The 16,410-nt window shown below is 72.5% G+C and carries 15 protein-coding genes; 2 read left to right on the top strand and 13 right to left on the bottom strand.

The annotated features are described in order from the left end of the window. Positions 1-100 precede the first annotated feature (100 nt). The gene (locus tag FNH04_RS08910) at positions 101-1,444 is read right to left on the bottom strand and encodes an MFS transporter (protein ID WP_322722782.1); all 1,344 of its coding nucleotides are present in this window, start codon (positions 1,442-1,444) and stop codon (positions 101-103) included. Between the two features lie 273 nt (positions 1,445-1,717). Here FNH04_RS08910 and FNH04_RS08905 point away from each other — a divergent pair, with 273 nt between their 5' ends. Continuing rightward, positions 1,718-2,530 (top strand): thioesterase family protein, encoded by an 813-nt coding sequence (locus FNH04_RS08905; RefSeq protein WP_322722781.1) that lies wholly within the window; start codon positions 1,718-1,720, stop codon positions 2,528-2,530. 61 nt (positions 2,531-2,591) lie between these two features. Here the strand turns inward: FNH04_RS08905 and FNH04_RS08900 are convergent, their stop codons facing one another. From FNH04_RS08900 to FNH04_RS08845, 12 genes are all read right to left on the bottom strand, one after another. After that, positions 2,592-3,746, bottom strand: coding sequence for an NAD(P)/FAD-dependent oxidoreductase (locus FNH04_RS08900; protein WP_152782086.1), 1,155 nt, complete (start codon positions 3,744-3,746; stop codon positions 2,592-2,594). Beyond that, positions 3,743-4,909, bottom strand: coding sequence for a thiolase family protein (locus tag FNH04_RS08895; RefSeq protein WP_322722780.1), 1,167 nt, complete (start codon positions 4,907-4,909; stop codon positions 3,743-3,745). The genes FNH04_RS08900 and FNH04_RS08895 overlap by 4 nt, the downstream gene beginning before the upstream one ends. A 222-nt stretch (positions 4,910-5,131) precedes the next feature. Beyond that, positions 5,132-6,145, bottom strand: a complete 1,014-nt coding sequence (locus tag FNH04_RS08890; protein ID WP_152782081.1) for a methyltransferase — start codon at positions 6,143-6,145, stop codon at positions 5,132-5,134. 17 nt (positions 6,146-6,162) lie between these two features. Next, complete coding sequence (locus tag FNH04_RS08885; protein WP_152782079.1) at positions 6,163-7,056, bottom strand: alpha/beta fold hydrolase; 894 nt, start codon at positions 7,054-7,056, stop codon at positions 6,163-6,165. Between the two features lie 67 nt (positions 7,057-7,123). Further along, positions 7,124-8,359: a cytochrome P450 gene (locus tag FNH04_RS08880; protein WP_152782077.1), complete on the bottom strand. Its 1,236-nt coding sequence runs from the start codon at positions 8,357-8,359 to the stop codon at positions 7,124-7,126. A 37-nt stretch (positions 8,360-8,396) separates the two neighbouring features. Then, the gene (locus tag FNH04_RS08875) at positions 8,397-8,588 is read right to left on the bottom strand and encodes a rubredoxin (RefSeq protein ID WP_386574032.1); all 192 of its coding nucleotides are present in this window, start codon (positions 8,586-8,588) and stop codon (positions 8,397-8,399) included. Beyond that, the gene (locus FNH04_RS08870) at positions 8,585-9,421 is read right to left on the bottom strand and encodes an alpha/beta fold hydrolase (protein ID WP_322722778.1); all 837 of its coding nucleotides are present in this window, start codon (positions 9,419-9,421) and stop codon (positions 8,585-8,587) included. The genes FNH04_RS08875 and FNH04_RS08870 overlap by 4 nt, the downstream gene beginning before the upstream one ends. After that, complete coding sequence (locus FNH04_RS08865) at positions 9,418-10,509, bottom strand: fatty acid desaturase (RefSeq protein ID WP_152782075.1); 1,092 nt, start codon at positions 10,507-10,509, stop codon at positions 9,418-9,420. Before FNH04_RS08865 ends, FNH04_RS08870 begins: the two co-directional genes overlap by 4 nt. Positions 10,510-10,511: 2 nt before the next feature. After that, a complete protein-coding gene (locus FNH04_RS08860) occupies positions 10,512-10,808 on the bottom strand; it encodes an acyl carrier protein (RefSeq protein WP_152782073.1) in 297 nt (98 codons plus the stop codon). 12 nt (positions 10,809-10,820) lie between these two features. Continuing rightward, positions 10,821-11,780, bottom strand: a complete 960-nt coding sequence (locus tag FNH04_RS08855) for an acyl-CoA desaturase (RefSeq protein WP_152782071.1) — start codon at positions 11,778-11,780, stop codon at positions 10,821-10,823. A gap of 4 nt (positions 11,781-11,784) precedes the next feature. Beyond that, positions 11,785-12,702: an acyl-CoA desaturase gene (locus tag FNH04_RS08850; RefSeq protein ID WP_152782069.1), complete on the bottom strand. Its 918-nt coding sequence runs from the start codon at positions 12,700-12,702 to the stop codon at positions 11,785-11,787. A gap of 14 nt (positions 12,703-12,716) precedes the next feature. Continuing rightward, positions 12,717-14,543 carry a fatty acyl-AMP ligase gene (locus FNH04_RS08845; protein WP_152782067.1) on the bottom strand — a complete coding sequence of 609 codons (1,827 nt, stop codon included), beginning with the start codon at positions 14,541-14,543 and terminating at the stop codon, positions 12,717-12,719. A 213-nt stretch (positions 14,544-14,756) separates the two neighbouring features. On the opposite strand from FNH04_RS08845, the gene FNH04_RS08840 reads away from it, so the two are divergent. Beyond that, positions 14,757-15,929, top strand: coding sequence for an acetyl-CoA C-acyltransferase (locus FNH04_RS08840; RefSeq protein ID WP_228031240.1), 1,173 nt, complete (start codon positions 14,757-14,759; stop codon positions 15,927-15,929). Positions 15,930-16,410: the final 481 nt, after the last annotated feature.

The following is a 16,410-nucleotide window of genomic DNA, read 5'->3' as shown; positions in this document are numbered from 1 at the left end:
GGTCGGGAAAGCTCTGCGTCCGCCCCCCGCCCCCGATCCGGGCCACGGTCAGGGGCGCCCGGCGCCCCGACCGGGCTACGGCCGCCCGTGGCCGGGCCGTTCAGTCGGCGCGGCGCCGGAAGGTGCGGCCGACGCAGAGGCAGGCCAGCCCGGTCACCGCGGCGCACCCTCCGGTGAACCACCAGCCGCGGTCGAAGGCGCGCAGTGTCCCGGTCGACTCGGCATCCAGGATCGCCACCAGCAGTGCCACGCCCAGTACGGAGCCGAGCTGGCGGGCCATCGTCACCACTCCGGAGCCGGTGGAGAAGCTCTGCGGGGGGACCGCGGTGACGCCCGCGCCGATCAGCGTGGGCATCGTCAGGCCGACGCCGATACCGGTGAGCATCATGCCCGGCAGCATCCCGGTCGCGTAGTCGGAGTCCGCGTGCATCGCGCCGAGCCACCAGGCGATACCGGCCACGAAGACCGCGCAGCCGGCGAAGGAGACGAGCGCCGGTCCGAAGCGCCGGACGATCCCCGCCGCGCCGATGGCGAGGACGGGCACCATCAGCGGTCCCGGTGCGAGCCCCAGGCCGGTGGCGAGCGGAGACCAGTGCCAGACGTTCTGCAGCCACAGCACGCACGACAGCAGCAGCGCGGCGAACGGGACGGCGAAGAGCAGGCTGGCGAACGAGGCGGTGGCGAAGGTCGGCAACCGCAGCAGTTCCAGCGGGAGCACCGGCGACGCGGCCCGCGCGGAGCGCAGCACGAAGAGGGCGAGCAGCAGCACGCCGCCGATCACCGAGCCGAGCACCTCGGCCGAAGTCCACCCCCACTCGGGGCTCTTGACCAGGCCGAGGGCGATCACGCCGATCGCGGCGGTGAAGAGCGCCGCCCCGAGCAGGTCCGGCAGGTCGGCCTTGGTCCGGGGCGGGGTGCGGGGAAGCAGCCGGGGCCCGGCGAGCAGGACGGCGAGGCCAATCGGGACGTTCACCAGGAAGACCCAGCGCCAGCTGATCTCGGTGAGCAGTCCGCCGGCGGCGGGCCCCAGCGTGGCGATGCCGCTGACCGCGGTCCAGCCCCGGATGGCGCCCAGGCGCTTCTCCGGCGGCGCCGCCGCGAGGAGCAGGCCGAGAGAGGCCGGGATGAGGGCGGCCGCTCCCGCCGCCTGCAGCCCGCGCAGCGCCACCAGCGCCCAGATGTTCGGCGCGACGGCGCAGGCCAGTGAGGCGAGGGTGAACACGGCGGTGCCGGCCAGATAGGTGGCCCGCGCGCCGAACCGGTCGGCGAAGTTGCCCGCCGGCACCAGGAGCGCGGCGAAGACCACCGCATAGGCGTTGAGCACCCAGGAGACGGAGGAGAGGGGGGAGTCGTCGAAATCGCTGCTGATCTGCGGCAGGGCGACGTTGACGATGAAGAGGTCGAGATTGGCCATCAGGACCCCCGCCGCCACCACAGCGAACACGGGCCCGAATCTGGCCGGTTGAAGGGCCGCCGGCGCGCTGGCGGAGTCCTGGAGTTTCACGGTGCCTCGCAGTCGATAGTGAGTTGGGATGTCCAACTGATTAGATCGCCCATGATGCTAGCCAGGGTCCGTTGGACATCGCAACCGACTCGGCGGCGGCCGGCGGCAGCCGTGAACTTCCCCACATCACGCATGACTTGGTGATCCGCCATTGCGTCGGAGTCGCTGGTTGCCTACGGTCAGTCGCATGTTCCAACTGACGAGGAGTGGGCCGTGACGACCGCCCTCCCGGATTCCCCCGGCCACCTGCTGGCGCGCGGACTCGACGGCCCGGTCGAGGCCGCACGCCATCTGTGGGGCTTCGGCGGCCTGCACGGCGGGCTGACGCTGGCCCTGCTGACCTCGGCGATGCGCCGGTCGGTGCCGGCCGACGCCGAGCTGCGTACCGTGACAGCCCGCTTCCACCGGTCGCTCACCGACCGCTTCGACGTGGAGACCGCGGTGCTGCGGCCCGGCACGGTGACCACGCTCGCCGCCCGGGCCGTGCGGGCGGACGGCGGGCCCGGACCGGAGGCCGACGCGACGGCGACCTTCGCCCCCCGGCGCCCGGCCGGCACCGCGCCGGTGAGTCCCGCGCCGCCGACCGCGCCGCCGCCGCGGGACTGCGAACAGTTCACCATCCCGCCTGAGTTCGTGCCCATCTCCGCCTTCATGGAGATCCGGCCCGTCGGCCCCAACCGGCCCTATTCCGGCTGCGAGGAGCCCGAACTCACCGCCTGGATCCGGTTCACCGAGGACGATCTGCCGCCGGACACCGCCCGCTTCCTGACCCTGATCGACGCGCTCGCGCCGTCCTACGCCGCCGTCCTCACCGACCTGCGGCTCGTTCCCACGCTGGAGCTCACCGTCCGCCCCGCGCCGGGTCTGGCCCAGGCATCCTCGCCCTGGATCCTGCTGCACGCCCGGACCCATCGGGCCGACGCCGGGGGCTGGGTCGACGAGCACATCGACGCCTGGGACGAGGCCGGCACGCACCTCGGCTCCGCCTACCAGCTGCGGCTCGTGCGCCCGCCGGCGGGCACCTGACCGGCGCCGAAGCCGACGTGAGCCCCGCCGGTCATCCGGCGGGGCTCACGTCGTACGGCGCTCAGCCGATGCCCACGAGCTCCCGGCGGTATCCGGCGAGCTGCCTCGGGCTGTTCCAGCCCAGGAGCGCGGTCGTCGCCCCGTCCCGTGTGAAGCGGGCGACGAACGCCCCGGACCCCGGCCGGCCCTCCAGGACCTCCAGCTCCGCGCCCGGCGGGCAGGTGCCGTGCAGCTGGATCCTGACGTCGTACTGGTCCGTCCAGACATAGGGCACGGTGTGGAAGGCATGCCCGGCGCCGAGGAGGTTGCGGGCCGCCGCGGCACCCTGCAGGACGGCGTTGGTGCGGTGCTCTTCCCGTACCAGCGAACCATGCACCGGGTGCCGCCAGCGGGCCACGTCGCCCGCCGCGAAGACGCCGGGCGCGGCCTCGAGCGTCGCGTCGCACACGATGCCGTCCGCCAGCTCCAGCCCGCTGCCCGCCAGCCAGCCGGTCGCGGGGGCCGAGCCGACCGCGACCACGACCGCTTCGGCGGCCACCACGCTTCCGTCGTCCAGCCGGATGCCGGTCACCCGCCCCTCCGCCGACGTGAAGCCGTCGACCGCTACTCCGGTCCGCAGTGCCACACCCCGCTCGGTGTGCAGACGGGCCACGAACGCTCCGACATCGGGGCCGAGCCGCGCGGCCAGCGGAGCGGGCTCCGGGCAGACCAGCGTGACGTCCAGCCCGAGGCCGCGGGCCGTGGCCGCCACCTCGGTGCCCGTGAACCCGCCGCCGACCACGGCGACCCGCGGCCGCTCGGTCAACCTGGCGCGCAGCGCGGCGGCCTCGTCCAGAGTGCGCAGCAGATGCACCCCGGCCAGGCCCCGCGCGGACGGCAGCGGGCGCGGCAGCACGCCGGTGGCGAGGAGCACCTGGTCGTAGTCGAGGCGCTCCCCGCTGTCGAGCTCGACCCGGTGGGCCACCGGGTCCAGCCCGACAGCCCGCCTCCCCAGCCGCAGTTCCATGTCCAGCTCCCGGTAGCGCCCGGCCGGCCGGAGCGCGGCCCGCTCGGCCGGCCAGGCGCCCGCGAGCACCTGCTTGGAGAGCGGAGGGCGGTCGTACGGGAGGTGCCTCTCCGCACCGACCAATGTCAGCGGCCCGCGGAAACCCTCCCGGCGCAGGGTCTCGGCCGCTGACACACCGGCAGCGGCGGCCCCGACGATGAGGATCCTCATGCCCGGAGGTTCTCCAGCACGAGCGCGTTGGCGAGCCCACCCGCCTCGCACATCGTCTGCAGGCCGTACCGCGCGCCCCGGTCCTCCAGGGCGTGCAGCAGGGTGGTGAAGATCCGGGCGCCGCTGCCGCCGAGCGGATGGCCGAGGGCGATGGCGCCGCCGCGGACGTTGGTCTTCGCCGGATCGGCGCCGGTCTCCCGCTGCCAGGCCAGCACGACCGACGCGAACGCCTCGTTGACCTCGAAGAGATCGATGTCGGAGAGGGCGAGACCGGTCCGCTCCAGCACCTTGGCGGTGGCCGGGATCACCGCGGTCAGCATGAGCTGCGGGTCGTCCCCGGCCACCGCGAAGCCGGTCAGGCGCGCCCGCGCCCGCAGCCCGAGCCGGGCCGCGACCTCCTCGTCCATGATCAGCACCGCGGAGGCGCCGTCGTTGATCGGCGAGCTGTTGCCGGCCGTGACCTGCCAGCCGATCTCCGGGAAGCGCTCCTCGTACTCCGGCGTGTAGTACGCCGGTCGCAGCCCGGCCAGCGCCTCCAGCGAGGTGCCCGGCCGCACCGTCTCGTCCCGCACCCCCGGTACGGTCACCTCCCGGTCGAACTCCCCGGCCGCCCAGGCGGCGGTGGCGCGCTGGTGCGACTCCAGAGCGAACGCGTCGAGCTCGGAGCGGTCGAGCTTCCACCGGGCCGCGATCAGCTCCGCGCTGATCCCCTGGCCGATCAGACCCTGCGGGTAGCGCTCGGCGAGCGGGGCGAACGGATTGCTGCCGGGCAGCACGCTGGAGCCCATGGGCACCCGGGACATGGACTCGACACCGCAGGCGATCACGATGTCGTACGCCCCGGAGAGGACGCCCTGGGCGGCGAAGTGCACCGCCTGCTGCGAGGAGCCGCACTGCCGGTCAACGGTGGTGGCCGGCACGCTCTCCGGGAAGCCGGCGGCCAGCACGGCCGACCGGGTGAGGTTGAGCGACTGGTCGCCCACCTGGGAGACGCAGCCGCCGATCACGTCGTCCACCAGCGCGGGGTCGACGCCGGTGCGCTCGATCAGCGCCCGCAGCGTGCCGGCGAGCAGCGCGACCGGATGCTCGCCGTTGTGCATACCGCCTTGCTTCCCCTTGCCGATGGGTGTCCTGACGGCCTCGACGACCACTGCGTTGCGCACGTGTCCTCCTGGTTGACGGGCAGCCCTGGGGGCCAGGGAGCCGCGGATGGGTGGGTGGTGGCCTGTTACGCGGACGGTGCCGCTTTCCGGCCGGGGGTGGCCTGTTACGCGGATGGCGCCGCTTTCCGGCCGGGGATGACCTGTTTACGCGGACGGAACCGCTTCCAGCCGAGGATGACCTGTTTACGCGGACGGAACCGCTTCCAGCCGAGGATGACCTGTTTACGCGGACGGAACCGCTTCCAGCCGGCTGAAGCCCAGCTCCCCAAGTGGGCCGCTGACCGATGCGAGCGTGAAGCCGGCCTGGTCCAGCAGTCCGCGGTACTCGTCCTCGGTTCGTTCGCGGCCGCCGGTCAGGACGAGCATCAGCATGTCGGCGAGCAGGGCGCGGCGGTGCTCCGCACCGACGACGTCGGGGACCACCCGCTCGAAGATCAGCAGACGGCCTTCCGGCTTGATCGACTCGCGGATGCCGCGCAGGATGCGCAGCGACTTCTCGTCGTCCCAGTCGTGCAGGATGAGCTTCATGACGTACGCGTCCGCGCCCTCCGGCACCGACTCGAAGAAGCTCCCCGCCGTCACGGTGGCGCGGTCGGCGACACCGGCGGCCGCCAGCGTCTGCGCCGCCTCCGCCACGCCGGTCGGCATGTCGTACACCACGCCGGTCGTCCGGGGGGCGGAGCGGAGGATCTCGGCGAGGAAGACCCCGCTGCCCCCGCCGACGTCGACCACCGTGTGGAACCGCGTGAAGTCGCAGCCGGCGATGAGTCCGGCGGCGGTCTCGCTGGTCATCCTCCCCATCGCCCCGTTGAGCTTCGCCGCCTCCTCGGGGTGCCGGCCGAGGTAGGCGAACGCGGGCATGCCGTAGTTGTGCTCGAAGGCGGTGCCGCCGGTCCGCAGGGAGTGCGCCGCATCGCCCCAGGAGGACCAGGCGCCGGCCGAGCAGAGGAACCGGAAGACGTCCCGGACGCTGCCGGGGGTGCCCGTGCGGAGGTCGCCGCCCAGCTCGGTGAGCTCGAAGCGGTCGGGCTCGGTCTGGGTCACGACGCCGAGCGTCGCGAGGACCCGCAGCAGCCGCAGTACGGACGGGCCGTGCGTCTCCGTCTCCTCGGCCAGCTGCCCGCTGGACCTCGGACCCTCCGCCAGCCGGTCGATGAGCCCCAGATCCGTCGCCATGTGCAGGATCTGCGCCGACATGTACTCCCAGGCGACGTCGGTCAGTGGTGAGCGCGCCATGTGTGGCTCCCTGATTCTCAGTTGAAGAAGTCGGCGAACGCGGCGAGCACGGCCTCGGGCTGCTCCTCGACCAGGTAGTTGCGCGAGCCCTTGATCTCGGCGACCCGGACGTTCGTGCCCGAGGCGGTCAGCGCCTTCTCCATGTAGGCGAAGAACGGGCCGTAGGCGAGGCCCAGCATCTCCACGGTGACCCGCGGATAGGAGGCGAAGTCCGCGATGTCCTGCTGATACGTCTGGAACCAGCCGGTGCAGGCCCGGATCGCCCCGGGGGCGTCGTACGCCTGGGCGTACACCCGCCGGTCGAAGTCCGTGATCGCGTCCGGGTTCACCAGGCTGATGCCGAACATGTAGTCGATGATGTGCCGGGACCGTCCGGCTAGGAGCTGCTCGGGCAGCTCCCTGACCTGGTTGAACGCCAGCCACCAGCGATGCGGCGGGGCGTCCCCGGGGCGCGGCACCATCGGGAAGTCGTAGTAGCTGTCGTCGATGTGGGTGGTGTTGAGGATCGCCACCTTCTCGACCACCTCCGGGTGGTTGGCCGCGCAGGCGTAGGCGACCATGGCGCCTATCCCGTGCCCGGCGACCGCGGCCCGCTCGTAACCGAGGTGGTGGATCAGCTCCTTGATGTCGCGGGCCATCGTCTTCTTCTCGAAGCCGGACTCCGGCTTCTCGGAGGCGCCCATGCCCCGGATGTCGACGGCGATCACCCGATGGCGCTCGGCCAGTGCGGGCATCAGCTTGCGGTACTCCCACCAGGTCTCCGGCCAGCCCGGCAGCAGCACCAGCGGCGGGCCCTCGCCCCCGCTGACGTAGTGCAGGCGGACTCCGTTGACCTCGGCGAACTCGCTGGTGAACGTGTCACCCAGCGAGGCCGCCAGCTCCTGGTCGGTGATCGTGTGTTCCGTGGACATCTGCACTCCCTCTGCGGTGTCGGTGCCGGTCTGTGCGAAGCCGGTGCCGGACTGCGCGCTGTCGGTGCTACTTGACGGTGACGGGCAGCCGCTCGTGCCCGCGCTGGACGATCTGGTCGCGGAAGGACGCTCCCTTGGCGAGCGCCAGCCCGGGGAGCCGGTCGAACAGCCGCGGCAGCATCGACTCGACGGACATCCGGGCCAGTGCGGCGCCCAGGCAGTAGTGGCTGCCGGCGCTGAGGGTCAGCGGCTGGTTGTCGCGCCGCGTGGGGTCGAAGACGCCGGGGTCGGTGAAGCGCCGGGGGTCCCGGTTGCCCGCCGCGATGAGCAGGGTCAGCGGGGTGCCCTGCGCCACCGGGAGGCCGAAGAACTCGAAGTCCCGCGAGGCCACCCGGTTCAGCGCCTGGACGGCGGGGTCGAAGCGGAAGGACTCGTCCACGAAGCCCGCGGTGAACTCCGGGTCGGTGCGCAGCCGGTCGTGGTGGTCCGGATGCTCGACCGCCAGCCGCACGGTGTTGCTGATCAGATCCATCGGCGCCTCGGTGGCCGCGACCAGGAGCAGCATGAGGTTGGCGACCAGCTCCTCCTCCGTGATCTCCCCGCCGTCGTCCATCGCCCGGATCCAGCCGCTCGTCATGTCCGGGCCGGGGTCGGCACGCAGCCGGGCGACCAGCGCGTAGAAGTACTCGGCGAAGCGCTCCATGGCCTGGTCGCCGGGGACCAGGACGCTCAGGTCGCCGATCGGGTCCAGCGCGAGGGTGATGGCGCCGATGTCCGCACGCATGCCCGGCTGGTCCTCCGGCGGAACGCCCAGCAGTTCACCGATGACCCCGATCGCGTAGCGGTAGGAGAACTCGCCGACCAGGTCGACGGTCCCGCCGTCCGCGCCCGCCCGGGCGAGGTGCTCCACGGCGTCCGTGGAGAGCCGGTCGACCATCTCGCGCAGCGCCACCACGCGCTGGGCGGAGAAGGCGTTGCCGAAGAAACGGCGCAGCCGCTCATGCCGCGGATCGTTGCTGAACAGCATGTTCCTGGTCAGCCAGCGCCATGACGCGTGCTCGCGCCAGCCCGGCAGCCGCTGGTCCTGCACCGCGTCGTCGGTGGAGAGCAGCAGCGCCGGCTCGCGCAGGGCCTTGGCGCACTCGGCGTGGCCGGTGACGAAGACGTGGGCGCCGCCCACGTCCACCAGCGGACCGTGCGCCCGCATCTCCTCGTACAGCGGATAGGGGTTCTGCTTCCCCTCGTACGACAGCAGCTGGACCATGATGTCCAGCGGGTCGCGCAGGGTCGTCGTACCGTCCATGTTCACTCCTGATCGCAGGTGCGGCGCGGCTCACGACTCACAGCGGGGCCACGACGAAGTCCTCTTTGCTCACGCCGCAGTCGGGGCAGCACCAGTCGTCGGGGATGTCCTCCCAGGCGGTGCCCGGCGGGATGCCCTCCTCCGGCAGGCCGAGGTCCTCGTAGTAGACCCAGCCGCAGATCAGGCACATCCAGGCCCGGCCTCGGACGACTTCGGTCGAGGTGCTCACAGGACGCTCTCCTCCGCGTGCTCGGCGACGAAGGCCGCCGTCGTCTCCTTGGTCACGGCGGACATCAGGATCCCCAGGTGCCCGCTGTCCGGCACGCTCCGCAGCCGGGCGCCGGGAAGCCCGGCGGCGATCGCCTCGGCCTCCGCGAACGGCACCACCGGATCGTGCGGATCCGCCACGACCAGCACCGGCGCGGTGAGCCCGCGGGCGTGCGCGAGCACGTCCCAGTGGGTGACGGGCACGCCGTTGCGCCGGTGCAGCTCCGCGCGGATCAGCCCGACGGTCCGCGCCGGCAGCCGGCCGGACGCCCACCGGTCCAGCACCCCGCTGAGGGTGCGGGTGGGCGCCACCAGGGTGAGGCTGTCGATCCGCAGCTCCGGCCGGCTCGCGAGGGCGGCGGCGGTCACGATCGAGCCGAGGGAGTGCGCCACGACCACCCGGACCGGGCCGAGCGTGTCCAGCACCGCCCCCACCGCCTCCGCGTACTCGGTCATGGTGGCCTGTGTCCCCGCCGACACCCCGTGCCCTGGCGCGTCGAAGGCCGCCACCCGGTAACCGAGCTCCCGCAGCGGGCCGATCAGGCTGTGCATGCTGCTGGAGTCGGCTCCCCAGCCATGCACCAGCAGCGCGGTGGGCGCGTCGTCGGCACCCCAGAGGTAGCCCTCGCGTACACGCGGCGCTCCCGGTACGGGGAACGGCCGTGCGCCCAGCGGTGGCAGGTCCGCGGGGTGGATCCCGAAGGCCCGGGTGGTGCTGAACGCGTCGGTGGCCCGGCGGCCGGCCGCCCCGGGGGCCAGAGCGCCGGCCACCGCGTACGCCATCCGCCCGATCACGCCGCGGGCACCTTGGAGTGGTCCCGCGCCGGTACGGGACGGTGGTCGAAGTCGGTGTAGAAGCCGGACTCCGTGTCGTAGAAGTGGCAGTCCCGCAGGATTCTCCAGAGCTCGCCGAAGGTGAACCGGCGCTCGCGGACCATGTCCGGGTATGCCTGCTTCAGCGCCTCCTGCGCCTTGGGCAGGTGGTAGAACGGCACCGCCGGGATCACGTGGTGGGCCGTGTGGATCGAGATGTTGTGGGTGAGGAAGAGCAGCCACCGGGGGTAGGTGTAGTCGGTGGTCACCAGCAGCCGGCTGGCGTTGCGGGTCCAGTGCTCCCCGGACAGGTAGGGGATGTCGCTGGTGCTGTGGTGCATGAGCGTGGTGGCGCTGAACCAGGCGTGGATGAAGAGCCACGGGGCCAGGAACATGGTGAGCAGGCCCTGGACGCCGAAGAAGTAGCCGAGCGCCGGGAGGTAGAGCGCGCAGACGGCGACGACCACGGCGATCGACCGGGCCACGTCCCGGCGCATCTGCCGCTTCGGGAAGAAGCCGGGGCGGAAGCCGGAGACCCGCCAGTAGTTGATCGTGCCGAACCAGAAGGCGAAGGTCCGGGTCCCCTTGTAGACGATCTTCTGCCGCAGCGGCATGCCGTCGTACATCCGGCCGGGCAGCGGCCGCCAGTCGGTGTCCAGCTCCAGGTTGTTGGTGTGCGCGTGGTGCAGGTTGTGCACATGCCGCCAGGCGTGGAAGGGGTAGACGAGCGGCAGCAGCGCCGCGTGTCCGATCACCGAGTTGAGGCGGCGGGAGCGGGAGAACGACCCGTGCCCGCAGTCGTGGGCGATGCAGTGCAGGCCCCAGCCGCCGAGACCGGCGACCACCCACAGGAGCGGCCAGAGGTAGGCGGGGGCGAACGCCGTGCCGGCGACGGCGCCCGCGTACAGCAGCCAGCTCAGCGCGAAGCCGAGCAGGCCCCGGGCCACGTTCGGCTTGAGGTACTCGCTGGGCACGGCCTCTTGCAGCCGCACCCCCTTCAGCTGGTCCGACTTGCGCATGAACTCGCTGAACTCGGGGCCGGGCGCGGTGGGAAAGGAGTAGGCGGCCATGGTCATCCCGCCTGTCCGGTGAGCCGCAGCTCCTTGGCCAGATAGCCGCTGAGCGCGTCGATGGTCGGGTGTTCGTAGAGCAGGGCGGGCGACAGCCGGCGCTCCACGAGCTTCTCCAGGGCGCCGGAGACCTGGACCGCGACCCGCGAGTCGAGCCCGTAGGACTCGAACGAGGCGGCGGTGTCGACCTCGTCGACGGTGATGCCGACCCGGCCCGCCAGATGCTCGACGAGCCAGCCGCGGAGCACCTCCTCGGTGACCGGGCCCTCGGGCAGGGGCTGCTTGCGGCGCTTGAACATCAGGGATCTCCTTCAGGCTTGGGGAGTGCGGGCGTGCGAGCGGCGGCGGCGGGCGGCGATGGTGGCCTTGTCCGGTTGGCGCAGGTCCCACACGACGCGAACCTTGCCGAGGGTGGTCAGCACCCAGCCGGAGAGGTCCGGCTCCCAGGCCCGTACCGCGTGCTTGTACGAGCCGGGGAAGGCGTGGTGGTTGTTCTGCAGCCCCTCCCCGAAGGTGAAGACGGCGACCGGCCAGTTGTTGGCGCTGCGGTCACCGTTGTCGAACGGGCGGCCGCCCCACATGTGCGAGATCGAGCCGACGCACCAGGCCGCCTGGTTGGCGACGAAGATCCGGGCCAGGCCGCCGAAGACGAACGCGGTGAACCCGGCCATCAGGCTGCCGCCGACCACGAGCCCCACGACCGTCGGGATCAGCAGACCGAGGGCCAGCCAGTACAGGTAGGTACGGTGGTAGAACATCAGCCGGCGGTCGCGCAGCACGTCGGGGGCGAAGACCGTCCAGCGGGAGGTCTCGTCGCTGAGCATCCAGGGCATGTGCGCGTGCCACAGCCCGCGCAGCTTGCCCAGCACGCCCGGACCGTGCAGGTTCGGCGAGTGCGGGTCGCCCTCGTGGTCGCTGAACCGGTGGTGGCGGCGGTGCGTGGTGACCCAGAACATGATCGGGCCCTGGCCGCCCATGGATCCGGCGATCATCAGCGCGCCCTCGAAGAAGCGGGACGTCTTGAAGGACTTGTGGGCGAGATAGCGGTGGAAGCCGATGGTGATGCCGGCCATGTGGACGGCGTACATGACGCCGAAGAGCGTCCAGTCCACCGCGGTGACCTGGCCCGTCCAGAGCAGGTACAGCGCGGCGGCGAAGCCGATCGCGGGCAGCGTCATCAGGGTGAACGCCGTCACCCACTTGATCCTTCGGCTCGCCGGGTCGAGCTTGACGATGGCCGGCTCCAGCGCCGGGCCGACGGTGGTCGACATGGGACTACCTCCTTGCGTTCTCGGCGGAGCGCCTGCCGCGGCTCGGATAGCGCACGTTCGTCACCAGTCCCGCGCGGTCGGCCAGCCTGATCACCGAACCGGCGATGTCGAGCTGCCAGAACGTGCGGCGGGTGACGGCCAGGGCGGGCTGGGCGTGGTGGTTGTTGTGCCAGGAGCCGCCGACCGAGAACGGGGCGAGCGCCGCGACGTTGCGGCTGTTGTCCCGCGTCCGGTACGGGCGGTTCCCGAGGGTGTGCCCGATCGAGTTGACCCCCCAGGTGACCTGGTCGAGCAGGAAGATCCGGGCCAGACCGCCCCAGAGCAGCCCGCTGACGGCACCGGTCGCGCTACCGCTGACCAGGCCGCCGACGGCGGCGGGGAGCGCGAGACCGAGCGCCACCCAGGTGAAGTAGTGGCGGTTCAGACGCATCACGGTCCGGTTGGCCATCAGGTCCGGCACATGGCCGCTCCAGCCGCTGCGCCGGACGGTGAACAGCCAGCCGACGTGCCCGTGCCACAGCCCGCGCAGCCGGGCCAGCCGGCCCGTGCCGATGGGGCGCGGGGAGTGCGGGTCGCGGTCGGTGTCGGTGTGGGCGTGGTGCATGCGGTGGGTGGCGACCCAGAAGAGGATCGGCCCCTGCGCCGCCATGCTGCCGGCGACGCCCCAGACGGTGGTCACCACCGGGCCGGCGGCGAACGCCTTGTGCGAGAAGAAGCGGTGCAGACCGCCCTCGACTCCGAGCGCCGTCACCAGGTACATGCCGGCCAGCAGGGCGCCGTCGGTCACGGTGAACCCGTAGTGCCAGGCGAAGGCCACGGCGGCGGCGAAGCCGGCCGCGGGGACGCAGACGGTCAGATAGGCCAGACGGCGGGCCAGGTGATCGGTGTCGGACCGGGCGGCCGCGGGCATGGCGGTGGTCATCGGAACTCCTGGGGTCAGAGCGCGACGGGGGTGGTGGCCGGGTGGGGGCGCTCGAGCTTCCCGGCGAGGTAGTTTTCGCGGACCGCGCCGCGGCGGACCTTTCCGCTGGTGGTCACCGGGACGGTGCCGGGCGGACCGAGGTGGATGGCGCCGGGCGCGATGCCGTGGTCCGCGGTCACCGCGGCGGTGATCTCCTGCGCGGCGCGGGCGAGCTCGCCGTCCGTGCGTACCGCGGACGGGGCGAGTTCGGCGACGACGACCAGCTCTTCGGTGGCCGCGCCGGGGCGTACGACGCTGAAGGCGGCCGCCCGGCGGAGCCAGTCGCAGGCGGTGAGCGTGGAGAGCTCGATGTCCTGCGGGTAGAGGTTGCGGCCGGCGATCACGATGAGGTCCTTGATCCGACCGGTGATGTACAGCTCGCCGTCGTGCAGGAAGCCGAGGTCGCCGGTGCGCAGTCGGCCTGCCTGAGTGTCGGCGTCCGTGCGGGTGCCGGCGGTGTGCGGAGGGCCGTCGGGAGCGCCGGCGGTGTGCGGACGCCCGCCGGGGGTACCGCTGGGGCCCGTGTCCGCCGGGCGGGCCCCGAAGGTCTCGGCGGTGAGCTCGGGGCGCTGGAAGTAGCCGTGCGCCACGTTGGGCCCGCTCACCCAGACCTCGCCGACGTGTCCGTGCGGCGCCGGAACCAGGGTCTGCGGATCGACGATGAGTACCTCGTGGCCCTCGGCGACGGCGCCGCAGCTGACCACCTCGACGGCGTCGTCCGCCCACGGCGCGCCGGCCACCACCCGCCCCTGCTCCAGCCCGGCCCGGCCCAGCCAGCGCGTCCTGACGGGCGTGCCGTCCGGCTTGCCCGAGACGAAGAGGGTGGCTTCGGCCATCCCGTAGCAGGGGATGACGCACTCCTCGTCGTAGCCGGCCGGCCCGAAGCGGTCGCGGAAGCGGTCGAGCGTCGCCTTGAAGACCGGCTCGCTGCCGCAGTAGAGCTGGCGCAGCGTACTCAGGTCGAGCGCGGCCAGCTCCTCGTCGGTGACCGAGTCCGCACACATGTCGAACGCGAAGTTCGGTGCCACGGAGATGGTGGCCCGGTGGTCGCTGACCGCCTTGAGCCAGCGGTACGGGCGCTGCACGAAGTGCACGGGGGAGAGCAGGACCAGCGGCCAACCACCGTGCAGGGACAGCATGATCGTGCCCATCAGGCCCATGTCGTGGTACGGCGGCAGCCAGCTGCACCCGAGGCGGTCCGGGTCCGCGCCCATGTTCGCTTCCAGGACACGGCAGTTGCTGACCAGGTTCCCGTGCGTCAGCACGATCCCCTTCGGATCGCCGGTGGAGCCGGAGGTGTACTGGATCAGTGCGGGCTCGTCCGCCGCCACCGGCCGATGCTCCGCGGCCGCGGCGGGGCCGGCGGTGTCCGGGCCCGCCAGGTCTGCGTCGTCCAGGGTGAGCACCCGGACGCCGGACAGCGGCTCAGCGGCCATGGCCTCGCTCTGCAGATGGTGGCCCGCCATGATGACCGCGTCGGGCCGGCAGTCGGCGACGATCGACACGAAGCGGCTGGAGGCCTTGCGGCCGAACGGGGGGAAGGACGGCACGGCGACCGCCCCGGCCTGGAAGATGCCGAACAGCGCCGCGATGTAGGGCAGTCCGGGGTCCAGCGCGAGCACCACCCGCCGCCCGGCGCAGTCCCCCAGCCGGCCGGCCACCTCCGCCGCGCGCCGGGCGAGGTCGTGGTAGGTCCAGTCCACGGCGCTCTGCGCGGTGCCGTCGGCGAGGAACCGGTAGGCGAGCGCGGGCGGCTCGGTCAGCCGCTCACGCAGGATGTCGGGGAGCGTCATCAGGCGCATCAGCAGTCCCTTCGGGGAAGTCGGACCCAGGGGATGCCGGGGGCGGGGGGCCGGTCAACGGCCGCCCGGCGTTCTCTGTGCTGGCGAACAAAGCCCCGTACAGCCGTTGTTACCGTGCACGGGACCGCTCCGGGTCCGCGCCCCGCCCCGTCCACGCGGCCCTACAGTCGGGGTGCCAGGACAGCCGTGGAGAGGAAGAGCAGCATGAAATCGTTGATCCTGGGTGGCGCGCGGACCCCGATGGGCAAGCTCATGGGCTCGCTCAAGGACTTTTCAGCACCGCGGCTGGGCAGCCTGGCGATCCGCGAGGCGCTCGCGCGGGCCGGGGTTCGGCCGGAGCAGGTGGAGTACACGATCATGGGGCAGGCGATCGGCGCCGGCGCCGGCCAGAACCCGGCCCGACAGGCCGCGGTCGCCGCGGGCATCCCCATGGGGGCTCCCGCGATGACCGTCAACAAGGTCTGCCTGTCCGGCCTCGACGCCGTGGCCCTGGCCGACCAGCTGATCAGGGCAGGGGAGTTCGACCTGATCGTGGCCGGCGGGCAGGAGTCGATGACCCGGGCGCCGCATCTGCTCGCCGGAGCGCGGGCCGGCTTCAAGTACGGCGAGACGGCGCTCGCCGACAGCATGGAGCTCGACGGACTGTACTGCTCCTTCGACGACATGGTCATGGGCGAGGCGACGGAGCGCTACAACGGCCGCTACGGCGTCACCCGCGAGGAGCAGGACGCCTTCGCCGCCGCCTCGCACCAGAAGGCCGCCGCGGCGATCGCGAGCGGCGCGCTCGCCGAGGAGATCGTTCCGGTGCCGGTGCCCCAGCGCAAGGGCGGCGAGGTGCTGGTCGAGCACGACGAGACGGTGCGCCCCGACACCAGCGTGGAGATCCTGGGCAAGCTGCGCCCCAGCTTCGGGGCGTCCGGGACCATCACCGCCGGCACCTCCTCACCGCTCAACGACGGCGCCGCGGCGGTGGTGGTGTGCAGCCCGCGCAAGGCGGCGGAGCTCGGCCTCACCCCGCTGGCCGAGATCGGGGCGCACGGGACGGTCGCCGGCCCCGACCCCAGCCTGCACGAGCAGCCGGCCAACGCGATCAACGCCGCGCTCGCCCGCGCCGGCCTCGGCATCGGAGACCTCGACCTGGTGGAGATCAACGAGGCGTTCGCCTCGGTCGGACTCGTCTCGGCCGGCAAGCTCGGTCTCTCCCCGGAGATCCTCAACGCCGAAGGCGGTGCCCTGGCGCTCGGCCACCCCCTCGGTGCCTCCGGGGCCCGCCTGGTCGTCCACCTCGCGTACGCCCTGCGCCGCCGCGGCGGAGGCACCGCCGCCGCGGCCATGTGCGGAGGCGGCGGACAGGGGAGCGCGCTCCTGGTGCACGGGGTGGCCTGAACCCGGATCCACCGGGTCGCTTCGCCGGTGATCGTCTTCGGTGGCCGTGGGGAGAATCCGGCTACGGGCAGGAGGTAGCCGCTGGTCTGCCCAGCTTTCCCAGAGGTTCACAGGTCTGTCGGGCCCTCGCGGGCGGGATCTCGCGTGCGGAACGGTCCAGCCGGACGGGCACGTTGACCAGGCGGGCGCGGATGGTCGCGAGGACCAGGGTGCCCTGCTGATCAGCCAATAGGGGAAGGTCCTCGGCGTTGAGGTCGTGCCCCGTGTCGTCGCGGAGGAGACGGACGACGGCCCGGAAGCGGTGCGCGAGCTGCTTGCCGCCGGTGTCGAAGCCCTCACGTTCCTGGGCCCCTGGACGCCACCGTCCGCACGGCCCAGGACCTGGCCTCGGCCGGATTCACCGGGCCGCGCTGGATCTGCCCGAGGGGCTGCCCGCCCTGGTCGCCGCCCGTGCCGCGCGCGTCCTCGACCTGCCCGTGCC

This window comes from Streptomyces phyllanthi (assembly GCF_009377205.1).
Classification (GTDB): domain Bacteria; phylum Actinomycetota; class Actinomycetes; order Streptomycetales; family Streptomycetaceae; genus Streptomyces; species Streptomyces phyllanthi.
Note: the sequence above shows the minus strand (reverse complement) of the source record. Positions and strands in the feature narration are given on the sequence as shown.